Genomic DNA, 14,627 nt, shown 5'->3' on the forward strand with positions numbered 1-14,627 from the left:
GACCTGCGAAACCTTGCCCGGTAGGGTGGATAAGCGCAAGCGCCATCCACCACAATCCCTTAAAGCGGAACGGTCTGCGCCTCAACAACCGCCAGCGCCACCATGTTAACGATGCGACGCACGGAGGCGATCGGCGTTAACACGTGCACCGGTTTCGCAACGCCCATCAGTACCGGCCCAACGGTCACCCCTTCGGAACTTGATACGCGCAGCAGGTTGTAGCTGATGCGCGCCGCTTCCACGTTCGGCATGATCAGGATGTTCGCGGAGCCTTTCAGCGGGCTGTCCGGCATGCGGTCGTTGCGGATGCTTTCTACCAGCGCGGCGTCACCGTGCATCTCACCGTCAATTTCCAGCTCCGGCGCGCGGGCGCGGACCATCTCAAGCGTTGCGCGCATTTTGCAGGCCGCTTTCGAGTTGGAAGAGCCGTAGTTAGAGTGCGACAGCAGCGCAACTTTCGGTTCGATACCAAAGCGGCGCACCGTTTCCGCCGCCAGCAGCGTGATTTCCGTCAGCTCTTCCGGCGTCGGATCGTCGTTGACGTAGGTGTCGGCAATGAAGGTGTTGCCGCTTGGCAGCAGCAGCGCGTTCATGGCGCCAGCCGCCTTCACGCCTTCGCGGTAGCCAAACAGTTTTTCCAGCACTTCGAAATGCTCGTGGTATTCACCGATGGTGCCGCAGATCATCGCGTCCGCTTCACCACGGTGCACCATGATCGCCCCGATGACGGTGGTGTTGCTGATCACCGCACGCTGCGCCTGCTCCTGGGTAATGCCGCGGCGCTTCATGATGTTGTAGTACTCGTTCCAGTACTCTTTGAAGCGCGGATCGGATTCGTTGTTGACGATCTCGAAGTCTTTCCCGGCGCGCATCTGAAGGCCAAGCTTCTTCAGCCGCATTTCGATAACGGACGGACGGCCGATAAGAATCGGCTTCGCCAGGCCCAGGGTAATCAGCTCCTGAGTTGCATGCAGCACGCGCGCCTCTTCACCTTCCGCCAGAACAACGCGCTTCGGATCTTTACGCGCCTGGGAGAAGATCGGCTTCATAAACAGGTTAGTTTTGTAGACGAACTCGGTGAGCTTCTCTTTATAAGCTTCGAAATCCTGAATCGGGCGGGTTGCCACGCCGGTATCCATCGCCGCTTTCGCAACGGCCGGGGCGATCTGCACGATCAGACGCGGGTCGAACGGTTTCGGGATCAGGTATTCCGGGCCAAAGGTTAGCTCTTCTTCGCCGTAGGCGGAAGCAACCACGTCGCTCTGCTCTGCATGAGCAAGCTCGGCGATGGCATGTACCGCAGCCAGCTTCATCTCTTCGTTGATTGCCGTAGCGCCTACGTCCAGCGCCCCACGGAAGATGAACGGGAAGCACAGCACGTTGTTTACCTGGTTTGGGAAGTCAGAACGGCCGGTGCAGATAATCGCATCCGGACGCACTTCTTTGGCCAGCGGCGGAAGGATTTCAGGCTCCGGGTTCGCCAGCGCCAGGATCAGCGGCGCACGGGCCATTTTCTTGACCATCTCCTGGCTCATGGCTTTCGGGCCGGAGCAGCCGAGGAAGATATCCGCCCCTTCGATAACCTCGTCCAGCGTGCGTTTGCCGTTATCGTCGATGGCATAGGCCGCTTTGGTTTCGGCCATGTTCTCTTCACGGCCCTTGTAGATAACGCCCTTCGAGTCGCAGACCACGATATTGTGCTTCTGCACGCCCAGCTGCACCAGCAGGTTCATACAGGCAATGGCCGACGCGCCCGCGCCGGACACCACCAGGCGCACATCAGAAATATTCTTCTCAACCACGCGCAGGCCGTTCAGCACGGCGGCGGTACAGATGATGGCGGTGCCGTGCTGATCGTCGTGGAACACAGGGATGTTCATGCGTTCACGCAGTTTTTTCTCGATATAGAAACATTCCGGGGCTTTGATATCTTCTAAGTTGATGCCGCCGAAAGTCGGTTCCAGCGCCGCAATCACGTCGATGAGCCGGTCCGGATCCATCTCGTCCACTTCGATATCGAACACGTCGATACCGGCAAATTTCTTGAACAGCACGCCCTTGCCTTCCATTACCGGCTTGCCCGCCAGCGCGCCGATGTTCCCCAGCCCCAGCACGGCGGTACCGTTGGAAACCACGCCGACCAGATTGCCGCGCGCGGTGTATTTGTAGGCTGCAAGAGGATCTTTTTCAATCTCAAGACAAGGTGCCGCAACGCCCGGCGAATAGGCCAGCGCTAAATCACGCTGGGTTGCCAGCGGCTTAGTCGGGGAAACCTGAATTTTGCCGGGGATCGGGAATTCGTGAAAATCGAGGGCACTTTGCTTTAACTGTTCGTCCATTAGGTCGTTCCTTTTCTGCTCATTCTCAGGGGTCGTTTAGGTCACGTAGTATCACGCCTGCGCGCTCACTAAACTTTGAACATGACCATACTATCAACATCCGGGGTCAAAATTGTTAGGGAATTATAGTGGCTATGTTACCGGATCGGCGGCAACGCCATGCCCGTCTGCTATGCTTTTTAGTTATGTATTTCATAAATTCCCGTCTGGAGTGACACGGAGCACGCCAGTAAGACATTGCATTTCAAGGAGATAAGCATGAATCAGTTAGACGCCATTAAACAGTTCACCACCGTGGTTGCCGACAGCGGAGACATTGAATCTATCCGCCACTATCAGCCGATGGACGCCACCACCAACCCCTCTCTGTTACTGAAAGCCGCAGGCCTTGAGCATTTTCACGGGCTTATCGACGACGCGCTGGCCTACGGCAAAAAGCGCGGCGGCACCCGTGAAGCGCAGGTTATGGAGGCGAGCGATAAGCTGGCGGTGAATTTTGGTGCGGAAATTCTGAAAAGCATTCCGGGCCGCGTCTCCACCGAAGTGGATGCCCGCCTCTCTTACGACAAAGAGAATAGCATCGCCAAAGCCCGCCGTCTGGTTGAGCTTTATGCGGAGCAGGGAATCGATAAGTCGCGCATTCTCATCAAGCTTGCCTCCACCTGGGAAGGCATCAAAGCGGCTGAAGAGCTGCAAAAAGAAGGTATCGACTGCAACCTGACGCTGCTGTTCTCCTTAGCCCAGGCCCGCGCCTGTGCTGAAGCTGGCGTGTTCCTGATCTCGCCTTTCGTGGGCCGTATCTACGACTGGTATCAGGAGCGCAAACCGATGGACCCGTACGTGGTGGAAGAGGACCCCGGCGTCAAATCAGTGCGCAATATCTACGATTACTTCAAGCAGCATAACTACACCACCGTGGTGATGGGCGCGAGCTTCCGCCGTACCGAGCAGATCCTGGCGCTGGCGGGCTGCGACCGCCTGACCATCGCTCCAAACCTTTTACAACAGCTCCAGGAAAGCGAAGAGCCGGTGATCCGCAAGCTGGTGCCGTCCTCGCAGGGCTTCCGCCGTCCTGAGCCGCTAACGGAAGCTGAATTCCGCTGGGAGCATAATCAGGATGCGATGGCGGTCGACAAGCTGGCCGAGGGGATCCGCCTGTTCGCCATTGACCAGCGCAAACTGGAAGATTTACTCGCCGCCAAACTTTAACAACACATGGGAGTGAAACATGTCATCTCGTAAAGAGCTTGCCAACGCCATTCGTGCCCTGAGTATGGATGCGGTACAAAAAGCAAATTCGGGCCACCCCGGCGCGCCGATGGGCATGGCGGATATCGCCGAAGTGCTGTGGAACGACTTTCTCAAACATAACCCGACCAACCCGGCCTGGGCGGATCGGGACCGCTTCATTCTGTCGAACGGCCACGCGTCGATGCTGCTCTATAGCCTGCTTCATCTGAGCGGCTACGATCTGCCGATGGAGGAGTTAAAAAACTTCCGTCAGCTTCACTCCAAAACGCCGGGCCACCCGGAAAAAGGCTATACGCCGGGCGTCGAAACCACCACTGGCCCGCTGGGCCAGGGGCTGGCTAACGCAGTAGGCCTGGCCATTGCCGAACGCACCCTGGCCGCGCAGTTCAACCGCCCGGATCATGAAGTGGTCGATCACCACACCTACGTCTTTATGGGCGACGGCTGCCTGATGGAAGGCATTTCCCACGAAGTTTGTTCGCTGGCGGGGACGCTGGGGCTGGGCAAGCTCATCGGCTTCTACGACCATAACGGCATCTCCATCGACGGGGAAACCGAAGGCTGGTTCACCGACGATACGGCCAAACGCTTCGAGGCCTACCACTGGCACGTGGTGCATGAAATCGACGGCCACGATCCGGAAGCGATTAAAAAAGCGGTTCAGGAAGCGCAAAGCGTTAAGGACAAGCCTTCTCTGATTATCTGCCGCACGGTGATTGGCTTCGGCTCGCCGAACAAAGCGGGCAAAGAAGAGGCGCACGGCGCGGCGCTGGGGGAAGAAGAAGTCGCGCTGGCGCGTAAACAGCTGGGCTGGAAATACCCTGCCTTTGAGATCCCAAAAGAGATTTATCACGCCTGGGATGCCAAAGAAGAAGGCGAAAAAGCGGAAGCGGCCTGGAAGGATAAATTCGCCGCCTATGCCAAAGCCCATCCCGAGCTGGCAGCCGAATTTAAACGCCGCATGGACGGCGAGCTGCCGGACAGCTGGCAGGAGACCACCCAAAAACTGATTGAAGACCTGCAGGCCAAACCGGCTAAAATCGCCACCCGTAAGGCCTCACAAAATACGCTTAACGTGATTGGACCGATTCTGCCGGAGCTTCTCGGCGGCTCTGCGGACCTTGCGCCAAGCAACCTGACCATCTGGTCAGGCTCTAAATCCATCAAAGAGGATATCGCGGGCAACTACATCCACTACGGCGTGCGCGAGTTTGGCATGACGGCGATTGCTAACGGTATCGCCCATCACGGCGGCTTTGTACCTTATACCGCAACGTTCCTGATGTTTGTGGAGTACGCCCGTAACGCCGCGCGTATGGCGGCGCTGATGAAGGCCCGGCAGATCATGGTCTACACCCACGACTCCATAGGTCTGGGGGAAGATGGCCCGACGCACCAGGCGGTTGAACAGCTTGCCAGCCTGCGCCTGACGCCAAACTTCAGCACCTGGCGTCCGTGTGACCAGGTAGAAGCGGCGGTGGCGTGGAAAGCGGCGGTTGAACGGCACAGTGGCCCGACGGCGCTGATTCTTTCTCGTCAGAACCTGGCGCAGATGGAGCGCACCCCGGAGCAGTTGAAAGCCGTGGCTCGCGGCGGCTACATCCTTAAGGACGGCGGCGGACAACCAGATATCATCCTGATTGCAACCGGATCCGAAGTGGAAATCACAATGCTGGCGGCAGAAAAGCTCTCTGCCGAGGGACACAAGGTTCGCGTGGTCTCGCTGCCTTCTACGGACGTATTTGATGCACAGGATGAAAGCTATCGCGAGTCCGTTCTGCCTTCGGACGTCAGCGCGCGCGTAGCGGTAGAAGCGGGCATTGCGGATTACTGGTACAAGTACGTGGGCCTGAAAGGCCAGATTGTCGGCATGACCAGCTACGGCGAGTCAGCCCCGGCCGACAAGCTCTTCCCGTTCTTTGGCTTCACCGTTGAAAACGTGGTGAGCAAGGCGAAAAAGGCGCTGGGGAAATAGTACGGCCCGGCGGATGACGCTGACGCTTATCCGCCCTACGGACACCTTGAAACCGTAGGTCGGTAAGCACAACGTCATCCGACATTATTACTTGGTCACCCAAAGCGTCGGCCACGCTCCGCTGCCGTGCCAGCCGTCGCAGGTTGGCTCTTCCGCATAGCGCACCAGCCGGAAACGCTGGCCGTCAAAACGCCAGCGGCTGGTTATCCCGCAGTCTCCCAGCCCCCGCCCTTTCGAAAGCGTCGTCAGCTCTTTGTTGCTGTCGTCATACCCCGCGTTCATCAACTCAAGGTCTGTGTCACCGGTATCCGGTATAAACGGCAGCCGGAGGTGGATCTGGCGGGCCACAAACGGTTTCTGACGCGAGACAATCCACGCGAGATCCACCACGTTGTAGGCGCCCGCCTCACAGCTAATCAGCATCAGGGCTTTTTCATCGCTAAGCGCAAATACGCGTACTTCACGGCGGGCCGGGTCAAGGGAGCACTGGGTGTTGTTCATGCGCCAGCTGCCGTAATCCAGCAAATCGTTGAGTTCTGCCTGAGCGAAGGGGGTCGGGGTGGGATTGGTGATAGCAACTTCTTTAAGCGCGGGTGCCGGAGGAACGCTCAGGGGAGGATCGTCACCCTTTTTAATCCACGCGGTTTCGCTACCCACGCGCTTTTGTTGGCTATCAATAAACAACAGCGCGGCTTTAAGCCCGACAAGAGAGATCGTCCCCTGTCCGTCCGCCAGCGTGATAGCGTTGGCATCGCCGATAGTCTCCAGCAGCGCGTTAATGGTTTCGGCATCGCCCGTCACCAGATGGTGCGACGTTTCCTGCCATTTCTCTTTATTCAGCAGCAGCGCTGCGCCGTCCACCAGCAAACGGGCGGCAATGGGCGGCGCATTGCTTTCGGCGGTAGCAAGGTTGCCCAAATCAATGCGCAAATTCACATCCGGATGCGCCCCGGCGCTGCGGGTCAGGGTCATCACCAGCCCCTGGTGAAGGCCGGTATTTCTCGCGCTGCAGAAGTTCTGGTTATTACAGGTGACCTGCCAGTCGGTAAAGGATTTTTGTGCCGGAGCCGCGACGGCGGAGGTCGCAAGAAAAATGCTGAAGAGAAGAAGCGATTTCATCCGGTAACACATGAGTGGCAAATATCCTGAGAAGACGAAGAGAAAAAAACGTACAGATTTTGGCGATATCTTCGGCTTCTCAGTGCGGTGTCTCAATCAGATTTATCGGATAGATTCATGCAAAAAATGATTAATCTAACCTTTTGAAAAATAGTTACTTTATTCCATGATGCCGCGTAATTGCAGCTGTTGCAGCAAGATTACCGTTTTGCCGTCGCGAATTTCACCGCTTTTGACCATCGCCAGCGCCTGGGTAAACGGCATTTCCAGCACGTCGATGTCCTCGTCCTCCACGCCGCCGCCGTCAAATTCACGCTGCGCGTCGCTGTATTCCGCCATGTAGAAGTGGATCAGCTCGGTCACGCCGCCGGGGGACATGTAAAGCTCGAACAGCTTTTCAACTTCGCCTACCAGGTAGCCCGTCTCTTCCATTGCCTCTTTACGGGCGCAAACCTCCGGCTCGTCCGCGTCCAGCAGGCCCGCACAGGTTTCAATCAGCATCCCGTCCGGATTGCCGTTAACCCATGTCGCGACGCGGAACTGGCGGGTCAGCACCACCGTTTTCTTTTCACGGTTGTAGAGCATCATGGTCGCGCCGTTGCCGCGGTCATAGACTTCGCGCTTATGGCGGATGGCTTCGCTGTTATTGCGGGACAGGTCGTAGGTGATATTGCGCAGGATGAAGTAGTTATCTGAGAGGATTTTATCTTTGATGACTTCGATTTGTATCGACATACGGTCTCCGCAGCGGATTAAGGGAGCCGATAATCATAAGCCGGAATGTGAGGTTTGTCTCTCTTTGGAATACGTTTGCTGACCCTCTCCCTGGAAGGAAGAGGGCCGGGGGAAATTAAAAACCGTTCTTCACTTCGCTCATATCCGGCAGCTTGTGCGCGATGCCCTTATGGCAATCCACGCAGGTCTGACCGTCTTTGATCGCTTTAGTATGCATCTTCGCCGCCACGGTTTTCTGCGCGGTTAAATCCATATAATCGAAGTTGTGACAGTTGCGGCACTCCTGGGAATTGTTGTTCTTCATCCTTCGCCACTCGTTTTGCGCCATCGCCAGGCGATGGTCGTCAAACTTCTGCGGCGTATCTATCAGGCCGAACGCTTTTGCATACAGCTCTTTGCTGGCCTGGAGTTTACGGATAATCTTCGGCCCCCACTCGTGCGGGACGTGGCAGTCCGGGCAGGTTGCCCGCACGCCGCTGCGGTTGTTGTAATGCACCGTCTCCATGTACTCCTGGTAGACGTTGGCACGCATCTCGTGGCAGCCGATGCAGAACTCTTCGCGGTTGGTCATCTCCATGCCGGTGTTGAACCCGCCCCAGAAAATAATCCCGGCGGCGAAGCCAATCAGCAGCAGCGTGCCCAGCGCCAGGCGGCTCGGGCGACGCCACCACTGCCAGATGCGGCGCAGCATGCCCGGCTTACGGTTTGCTTTATCCATATTGGCCTCTAGTTCCCAAAGCCTTTAGACGGCGTGAAGGTGTTTTCCACAATCGGCGCGGCGTCGGTCTGCGGCACGTGACACTGCAGGCAGAAGTAGCGGCGCGGGGCCACGTCGGCGAGCACTTTGCCATCGCTGTCCATAAAGTGCGTTGGGCTAACGCGAGGCGCGCCGGTAGTGCGATAACTTTGCACGCCGTGGCACGCCAGGCAGCGGTTGGTGTTTTTGCTGACCTGGTAGCCGTCCACGCTGTGCGGGATCATCGGCGGCTGGTTCACATAGTTCAGCGCCATGCGGCCCTGCTGTTTAGGCATATGTACCGTGCCGAGCTTAGTGCCGGAAACCTCCGGCGACTGGCTGAGATCCACGCCGTTGGTCGCCCACAGCGCCCCGCTCACCAGCAGGGTAAGCGCCGCCATCCACTGGAATAACATTTTGTTTTTCATGATGTCCCCTTAGACCTTCGCCAGCTTCACGGCACACTTTTTGAAATCCGTCTCTTTGGAGAGCGGGTCGGTGGCATCGAGCGTCAGATTGTTGACCAGCTGCGCCGCGTCGAAGAACGGCATGTAGACCAGCCCCTGCGGCGGACGGTTGCGCCCGCGCGTTTCAACGATGGAGATAATCTCACCGCGGCGGGACATTACCTTCACTTTGTCGCCACGGCGCAGATCGCGGGATTTCGCATCCAGCGGGTGGATGAACAGCACGGCTTCAGGGAAGGCGCGATGCAGCTCCGGCACGCGACGCGTCATGGTGCCGGTATGCCAGTGCTCCAGCACGCGGCCGGTTGACAGCCACAGGTCATACTCCTGGTCCGGCGACTCCGCCGCTGGCTCAAACGGCAGCGCAAAGATCACCGCCTTGCCGTCCGGCTTGCCGTAGAATTTAAAGCCCTCGCCCGCCTTCACGTAAGGATCGTGGCCTTCGCTGTAGCGCCACAGCGTCTCTTTGCCGTTCACCACCGGCCAGCGCAGGCCACGCGCTTTGTGGTAATCGTCGAACGGAGCCAGGTCGTGCCCGTGGCCGCGACCAAAGGAAGCGTACTCTTCGAACAGCCCTTTTTGCAGATAGAAGCCCAGCTCGCGGGATTCATCGTTAAGCTGATCTTCCGCCAGCTCGCTGACCGGGAATTTGCTGACGTTTTCGCTGGCAAACAGCACGTCGAACAGCGTCTTACCTCGGTATTCCGGCTTCTGATCCGCCAGCTCCGCAGGCCACACCTCTTCCACTTTGAAACGCTTCGCAAACTCCACCAGCTGCCAGAGATCCGATTTCGCATCGCCCGGCGCCTTAACCTGCTGTCGCCAGAACTGGGTGCGACGTTCGGCGTTGCCGTAAGCGCCCTCTTTTTCCACCCACATTGCCGTTGGCAGAATGAGATCCGCCGACAGCGCGCTGATGGTGGGATAAGGATCGGAAACGATGATGAAGTTACGCGGATCGCGCCAGCCCGGCATGCGCTCTTCGTTAATGTTCGGCCCGGCCTGCATGTTGTTGTTGCACATTACCCAGTAGACGTTGAGCTTGCCGTCTTTCAGCGCTCTGTCCTGGGCGACGGCGTGCAGGCCGACTTTCGCAGGAATGGTGCCCGCAGGCAGCTGCCAGGTGTTTTCCGCGATTGCACGGTGTTTGTCGTTGGTCACGACCATATCCGCAGGCAGACGATGTGAGAAAGTCCCGACTTCGCGGGCGGTGCCGCAGGCGGAAGGCTGGCCGGTTAACGAGAACGGGCCGCAGCCGGGCTTTGAAATCTTGCCGGTTAACAGGTGCAGGTTATAAACGAGGTTGTTCGCCCACACGCCGCGCGAGTGCTGGTTAAAGCCCATCGTCCAGTAGGAGACAACTTTCTTATTTGGGTCGGCATAGAGCTTCGCCAGCGCTTCCAGCTGGTCAGCGGGTACACCGCTCATCTCTGAGGTTTTCTCCAGCGTGTACTCCGCAACAAATGCTTTGTACTCGTCGAAGGTCATCGGGTCGGATTTATCAGAACCTGGATTCTTCGCCGCCTTTTCCAGCGGATGCGTAGGGCGCAGGCCATAGCCGATATCCGTCACGCCCCGGCGCAGGTTCACGTGCTGCTTAAAGAACGCCTCGTTCACCGCGTTGTTCTGAATGATGTAGTTGGCGATGTAGTTGAGGATGACCAGATCGCTCTGCGGCGTGAACACCATGCCGTTATCCGCCAGCTCGAAGCTGCGGTGCTGGAAGGTGGAGAGCACGGCGACTTCAACGTTGTCGCCGGACAGGCGGCGGTTGGTAATGCGCGACCAGAGTACCGGGTGCATCTCCGCCATGTTGGAGCCCCACAGTACGAAGGCGTCCGCCTGCTCGATGTCGTCATAGCAGCCCATCGGCTCATCCATACCGAAGGTACGCATAAAGCCCACCACCGCCGAGGCCATGCAGTGACGCGCATTCGGGTCGATGTTATTGGTGCGGAACCCGGCTTTGAACAGCTTCGCCGCCGCGTAGCCTTCCCACACGGTCCACTGGCCGGAGCCGAACATGCCGACCGATTCTGGCCCTTTGGCTTTGAGGCTGGTTTTGAATTTTTCTTCCATGATGTCGAAGGCCTGCTCCCAGCTTACAGGTGCGAACTCGCCTTCTTTATCAAACTTGCCGTCTTTCATGCGCAGCAGCGGCTGGGTCAGACGGTCTTTGCCGTACATAATTTTCGGCAGGAAGTAGCCTTTTACGCAGTTCAGACCACGGTTAACCGGCGCTTCAGGGTCGCCCTGGCTTGCCACGATACGGCCATTCTGCGTGCCGACCAGTACGCCGCAGCCGGTGCCGCAGAAACGGCACGGAGCTTTATCCCATTTGATTGCTTCTTCTTTGCCGACTACCGCGCGGGCCACTGAGGGCACGCTCAGGCCTGCCGCCGCTGCGGCTGCCGCGACGGCGTTCGCCTTCATAAAACTACGACGACTGAGTTTCATGGTGTTTCCTCACCTTGCTCATCCTGCTGGTGATAAACCAGCGACACCGCCAGCACGTTTGCAATGTTGCGTGCCGACTCAATTTGACGAAGCAGCACGTCGCTTTGTGCCGCCTCCATGACAACCACCAGCTTGCCGTGTTCGGCATCGCTGACGGCGACTTCGCTACCGTCCAGTTCGCTCAGGGCGGCGCTGACGGTGGCGATATGCTGCGGGTGGGCCTGAACGACCAGGCCACAGACGTGCCAGCTAGTTTGCATCGGCGTGCCTCATGGTTAGTGCGGATACCGGGCATCCGGAAATACAGCCGCCGCAGGCGTTACAGGCCGAGCGGTTAAGCTGAGGCAGAGAGATCCCCTGCGAAGAAGGTATGAACGTGATGGCCTGCGTCTCACAGGCGTCCTGACAGCTGCGGCACTCCACCTGGCTGTAGGCCATGCAGGTATCGCCGATAAATAGAGTGTGTTCCCAGGGGGAAGATTCCCGCGCGCTGAAAAGCTTCTGCGGACAGGCCTCTGCGCAGGCGTAGCAGAAGGTGCATTCACCCAGGTTGAAATCCACTTCGGGATAGCCGCCCTGCCCGCGCCGTAAAATTCGGGTTTCGCAAACCGGCAGACAGTCGTTGCAGCGAAGGCATTCGAGCAGGAAATGGTGTTCATCGCCGCTCCACGGAGGACGAAAAGCCGCCGCGCCACCGCGCCAGCTACCGGTTAATAATCCACGTCGGGAGAGTTCAGCCATTTGCCCGTCCTTGCTTCAAAAACGCCGACTATCGACCTGCAGCCGGCAAAGACATCACTGTTATATCCGCAGTTTTCCACGGGTTTTTATATGAGTGGTACGTTATGTGACAAAGGGGGAGTAGCGGCATCCCCCTAAAGGGGTAAATGCCGTTGTGGGATCAAAAAGGGGTACGGTTTGCAGCAAAGGAGAACACTTTAAGCAACAGCTGAAGGGACATAGATTCGGATACGGTTGTAAAACCAATGAAACAGTTCCGATCGCCCGCCGTTAACGGCAAAGTTTAGTTTTGGAACCCGTGCCGAAATAACGCCAACAAACATTTGAGCCAGCCCGGGTTTCTGGTACGTTTCGCCCACCAGTGATTTTCAGAGACTTTCGCCTTGTGATGCTGCAACGCTCGGTCCGGGCAAGCCTTGCCCGCGCCTTTTTCTATATTGTCCTGCTCTCCATGCTCTCCACGGGCGTTGCGCTGATCACGCTTGCCAGCAGCCTGCGCGATGCCGAAGCGGTGAACGTTGCCGGGTCGCTGCGGATGCAGAGCTATCGCCTGGGGTACGATTTACAGAGCAGCAGCAGCCGTATTGAGGAACATCTGGTGATTTATAACCGGACATTAGGCTCGCAGGCGCTGATTAATCCCGGCCGTATCTGGATACCTGAAGAGGTGCTCAAACGGTATCACGCCCTGAACGTAACCTGGGCCGAAATGGAACAGCATATCCGGCACGGGGATAAAGCCTGGTACGACGCGAACATCACGGCCTACGTGCAGCAAATTGATGAGTATGTGCTGGCTCTTCAGCATTACGCCGAGCGCAAAATGATGCAGGTGGTCGCCACGTCCGTCGTAGGCTTTATGGCTATCTTCACGCTGGTCTTTTTTACCCTGCGCCGCTTCCGCCATCAGGTGGTTGCTCCGCTCAACAAGCTGATGCTGGCCAGCGAATCTATCGAACGGGGTGAGTTCAGATTCCCGCCGCTCGATGTTGCCCTTCCCAACGAGATAGGCCTGCTGGCCCAGGGCTTCACGCGTATGGCGGATGAGCTGCAGCGGCTTTATCGCTCTCTGGAAGAAAAGGTCGAACAAAAAACGGTGAGCCTGCAGGAGGCAAATCGTACACTGGAGGTGCTCTATTCGTGCTCCCAGGCGCTTAGCGCAAGCACCATCGACCAGCACTGCTTTACGCAAATTTTGCAGCTGGTGCGCCAGAAAGAACAGGTGGGCTACCTGGAGCTGCAGGTTGGCGAGAACTGGCTGCTGCGGGAGGGGACGCAGCGCAGCGACGTGCTGTGGCAGTCGGTGCCGGTCATGCAGCAGGATCATGAGCTGGGGCAGCTGTGTTGGCAGGCTGCCGCTGGCACGCCGCCGCTGGCGCTGATGCAAAGCGTGGCGAATATGCTCGGGCGCGGGCTTTACTTCAACCAGGCACAGAAACACTATCAGCAACTGCTGCTGATGCAGGAGCGCGCGACAATTGCCCGCGAGCTGCACGACTCCCTGGCCCAGGTGCTCTCCTATTTGCGCATCCAGTTGACGCTGCTCAAGCGCTCGGTGCCGGAAGAGAATCACAATGCCCGGCGCATCATCGATGATTTTTCGCAGGCGCTGAATGACGCCTACCGACAGCTTCGCGAGCTGCTGACCACGTTCCGCCTGACGCTGCAACAGGCAGACCTGCCCGCCGCGCTCAGGGAGATGATTGCCCCGCTCCGCCAGCAAACGGATGCCGCTATCCATCTGGACTGCACCATGCCGACCCAGGCGCTGGACGCCCAGCAGCAGGTGCATCTGCTGCAAATTATTCGTGAGGCCGTGCTCAACGCGATTAAACACGCCGGTGCGCAGGACATTTCCATAACCTGCGCGACCTCCCCTGAAGGCGAGCACAGGGCATCTATTCTTGATAACGGCAGCGGTATCGCCAGCCTGAACGAGCCGGAAGGCCATTACGGTTTGAATATTATGCATGAACGTGCGGCCCGGCTGGGCGGCACGCTGACAATTTCCCGCCCCGCCGAGGGCGGGACGCTGATCTCGATAACGTTTCGTTCATCGACTTCAGACAATAACGATAATTAAAACGCAGGAGCAGCAATGAGTGAGCAACATGTCTGTGAGGTACTGGTTGTTGATGACCATCCGCTGATGCGGCGGGGTATCCGCCAGCTGCTGGAAATGGACGACAGTTTTAAGGTAGTGGCCGAAGCCAGCAGCGGCACGGAGGCAATAAGCCTTGCGAATCGCCTCAGCCCTGATTTGATTCTGCTGGATCTTAATATGAAAGGCCTGAGCGGCCTGGATACGCTGAACGCTCTGCGGCGAGAAGGGATCAACGCGCGCATTATCGTACTGACCGTATCCGACTCGAAAAGCGACATCTTCACGCTGATTGATGCCGGTGCCGACGGCTACCTGCTCAAGGACAGCGATCCGGAAGTGTTACTGGATGATATCCGGCGTGGAGCAAAGGGCGGCGAAGCGTTCAGCGCTCAGGTGGCAGAGTATCTGCATAATCGCGGGACGGAAAAGCGCGGTAGCGATCCCTTTGCTGCGTTGACGGAGCGGGAGCTGGATGTACTGCAGGAAGTGGCCCGCGGCCTGTCTAACAAGCAGATAGCAGCAGGGCTGCATATCTCCGAAGAGACGGTCAAAGTGCATATCCGCAACTTACTGCGCAAGCTTCAGGTGCGTTCACGCGTGGCGGCTACCGTGCTGTATTTCGAAAGCCGCGGGGTTTAACCCGTTGAATCCCCGGCGCGATGGGCTGTGGCAGGCTAAGATCATTTACATTATCTCCTCATTT

General features: G+C 57.8%; 12 protein-coding genes. 4 read left to right on the forward strand and 8 right to left on the reverse strand.

The features are described 5' to 3' along the window. Window positions 1-59: 59 nt before the first annotated feature. The gene (gene maeB, locus AAE045_RS13630) at window positions 60-2,339 is read right to left on the reverse strand and encodes an NADP-dependent oxaloacetate-decarboxylating malate dehydrogenase (protein ID WP_455548191.1); all 2,280 of its coding nucleotides are present in this window, start codon (window positions 2,337-2,339) and stop codon (window positions 60-62) included. 258 nt (window positions 2,340-2,597) lie between these two features. Here maeB and tal point away from each other — a divergent pair, with 258 nt between their 5' ends. Both tal and tkt read left to right on the forward strand, forming a co-directional pair. Next, window positions 2,598-3,548 carry a transaldolase gene (gene tal / locus AAE045_RS13635; RefSeq protein WP_455548192.1) on the forward strand — a complete coding sequence of 317 codons (951 nt, stop codon included), beginning with the start codon at window positions 2,598-2,600 and terminating at the stop codon, window positions 3,546-3,548. A 19-nt stretch (window positions 3,549-3,567) separates the two neighbouring features. Further along, on the forward strand, window positions 3,568-5,565 hold the full coding sequence (tkt, locus tag AAE045_RS13640; protein WP_455548193.1) for a transketolase: 1,998 nt from the start codon (window positions 3,568-3,570) through the stop codon (window positions 5,563-5,565). Window positions 5,566-5,652: 87 nt separating this feature from the next. Here tkt and AAE045_RS13645 read toward each other — a convergent pair whose 3' ends face one another. From AAE045_RS13645 to napF, 7 genes are all read right to left on the reverse strand, one after another. Beyond that, entirely contained in the window at window positions 5,653-6,696 is a 1,044-nt protein-coding gene (locus tag AAE045_RS13645; RefSeq protein ID WP_455548194.1) for a DUF1176 domain-containing protein, read from the reverse strand. 147 nt (window positions 6,697-6,843) lie between these two features. Then, on the reverse strand, window positions 6,844-7,419 hold the full coding sequence (gene nudK / locus AAE045_RS13650) for a GDP-mannose pyrophosphatase NudK (RefSeq protein ID WP_455548195.1): 576 nt from the start codon (window positions 7,417-7,419) through the stop codon (window positions 6,844-6,846). A gap of 115 nt (window positions 7,420-7,534) precedes the next feature. Then, window positions 7,535-8,137: a cytochrome c-type protein NapC gene (gene napC / locus AAE045_RS13655; protein WP_455548196.1), complete on the reverse strand. Its 603-nt coding sequence runs from the start codon at window positions 8,135-8,137 to the stop codon at window positions 7,535-7,537. Window positions 8,138-8,145: 8 nt separating this feature from the next. Further along, window positions 8,146-8,583, reverse strand: coding sequence for a nitrate reductase cytochrome c-type subunit (napB, locus tag AAE045_RS13660; protein ID WP_202304014.1), 438 nt, complete (start codon window positions 8,581-8,583; stop codon window positions 8,146-8,148). A gap of 9 nt (window positions 8,584-8,592) precedes the next feature. Then, window positions 8,593-11,079 carry a nitrate reductase catalytic subunit NapA gene (gene napA, locus AAE045_RS13665; protein WP_455548197.1) on the reverse strand — a complete coding sequence of 829 codons (2,487 nt, stop codon included), beginning with the start codon at window positions 11,077-11,079 and terminating at the stop codon, window positions 8,593-8,595. Next, the gene (gene napD / locus AAE045_RS13670) at window positions 11,076-11,339 is read right to left on the reverse strand and encodes a chaperone NapD (protein ID WP_455425360.1); all 264 of its coding nucleotides are present in this window, start codon (window positions 11,337-11,339) and stop codon (window positions 11,076-11,078) included. Before napD ends, napA begins: the two co-directional genes overlap by 4 nt. Continuing rightward, window positions 11,329-11,820: a ferredoxin-type protein NapF gene (napF, locus tag AAE045_RS13675; RefSeq protein ID WP_455548198.1), complete on the reverse strand. Its 492-nt coding sequence runs from the start codon at window positions 11,818-11,820 to the stop codon at window positions 11,329-11,331. The genes napD and napF overlap by 11 nt, the downstream gene beginning before the upstream one ends. 385 nt (window positions 11,821-12,205) lie before the next feature. Between napF and narQ the strand changes: the two genes are divergently transcribed. Both narQ and narP read left to right on the forward strand, forming a co-directional pair. After that, the gene (narQ, locus tag AAE045_RS13680; protein WP_455548199.1) at window positions 12,206-13,903 is read left to right on the forward strand and encodes a nitrate/nitrite two-component system sensor histidine kinase NarQ; all 1,698 of its coding nucleotides are present in this window, start codon (window positions 12,206-12,208) and stop codon (window positions 13,901-13,903) included. A 15-nt stretch (window positions 13,904-13,918) separates the two neighbouring features. Then, window positions 13,919-14,563, forward strand: coding sequence for a nitrate/nitrite response regulator protein NarP (gene narP, locus AAE045_RS13685; RefSeq protein WP_455425362.1), 645 nt, complete (start codon window positions 13,919-13,921; stop codon window positions 14,561-14,563). Window positions 14,564-14,627: the final 64 nt, after the last annotated feature.

Origin of the sequence: Dryocola clanedunensis, from assembly GCF_038405435.1 — a bacterium.
Classification (GTDB): Bacteria; Pseudomonadota; Gammaproteobacteria; order Enterobacterales; family Enterobacteriaceae; genus Dryocola; species Dryocola clanedunensis_A.

Bases quoted from the DNA above. Each gene is read 5' to 3' on its own strand.
- tkt (WP_455548193.1), top strand. From the start codon at position 3,568: ATGTCATCTCGTAAAGAGCTTGCCAACGCCATTCGTGCCCTGAGTATG.
- narP (WP_455425362.1), top strand. From the start codon at position 13,919: ATGAGTGAGCAACATGTCTGTGAGGTACTGGTTGTTGATGACCATCCG.
- tal (WP_455548192.1), top strand. From the start codon at position 2,598: ATGAATCAGTTAGACGCCATTAAACAGTTCACCACCGTGGTTGCCGAC.
- napF (WP_455548198.1), bottom strand. From the start codon at position 11,820: ATGGCTGAACTCTCCCGACGTGGATTATTAACCGGTAGCTGGCGCGGT.
- AAE045_RS13645 (WP_455548194.1), bottom strand. From the start codon at position 6,696: ATGTGTTACCGGATGAAATCGCTTCTTCTCTTCAGCATTTTTCTTGCG.
- napA (WP_455548197.1), bottom strand. From the start codon at position 11,079: ATGAAACTCAGTCGTCGTAGTTTTATGAAGGCGAACGCCGTCGCGGCA.
- napB (WP_202304014.1), bottom strand. From the start codon at position 8,583: ATGAAAAACAAAATGTTATTCCAGTGGATGGCGGCGCTTACCCTGCTG.
- nudK (WP_455548195.1), bottom strand. From the start codon at position 7,419: ATGTCGATACAAATCGAAGTCATCAAAGATAAAATCCTCTCAGATAAC.
- maeB (WP_455548191.1), bottom strand. From the start codon at position 2,339: ATGGACGAACAGTTAAAGCAAAGTGCCCTCGATTTTCACGAATTCCCG.
- napD (WP_455425360.1), bottom strand. From the start codon at position 11,339: ATGCAAACTAGCTGGCACGTCTGTGGCCTGGTCGTTCAGGCCCACCCG.
- napC (WP_455548196.1), bottom strand. From the start codon at position 8,137: ATGGATAAAGCAAACCGTAAGCCGGGCATGCTGCGCCGCATCTGGCAG.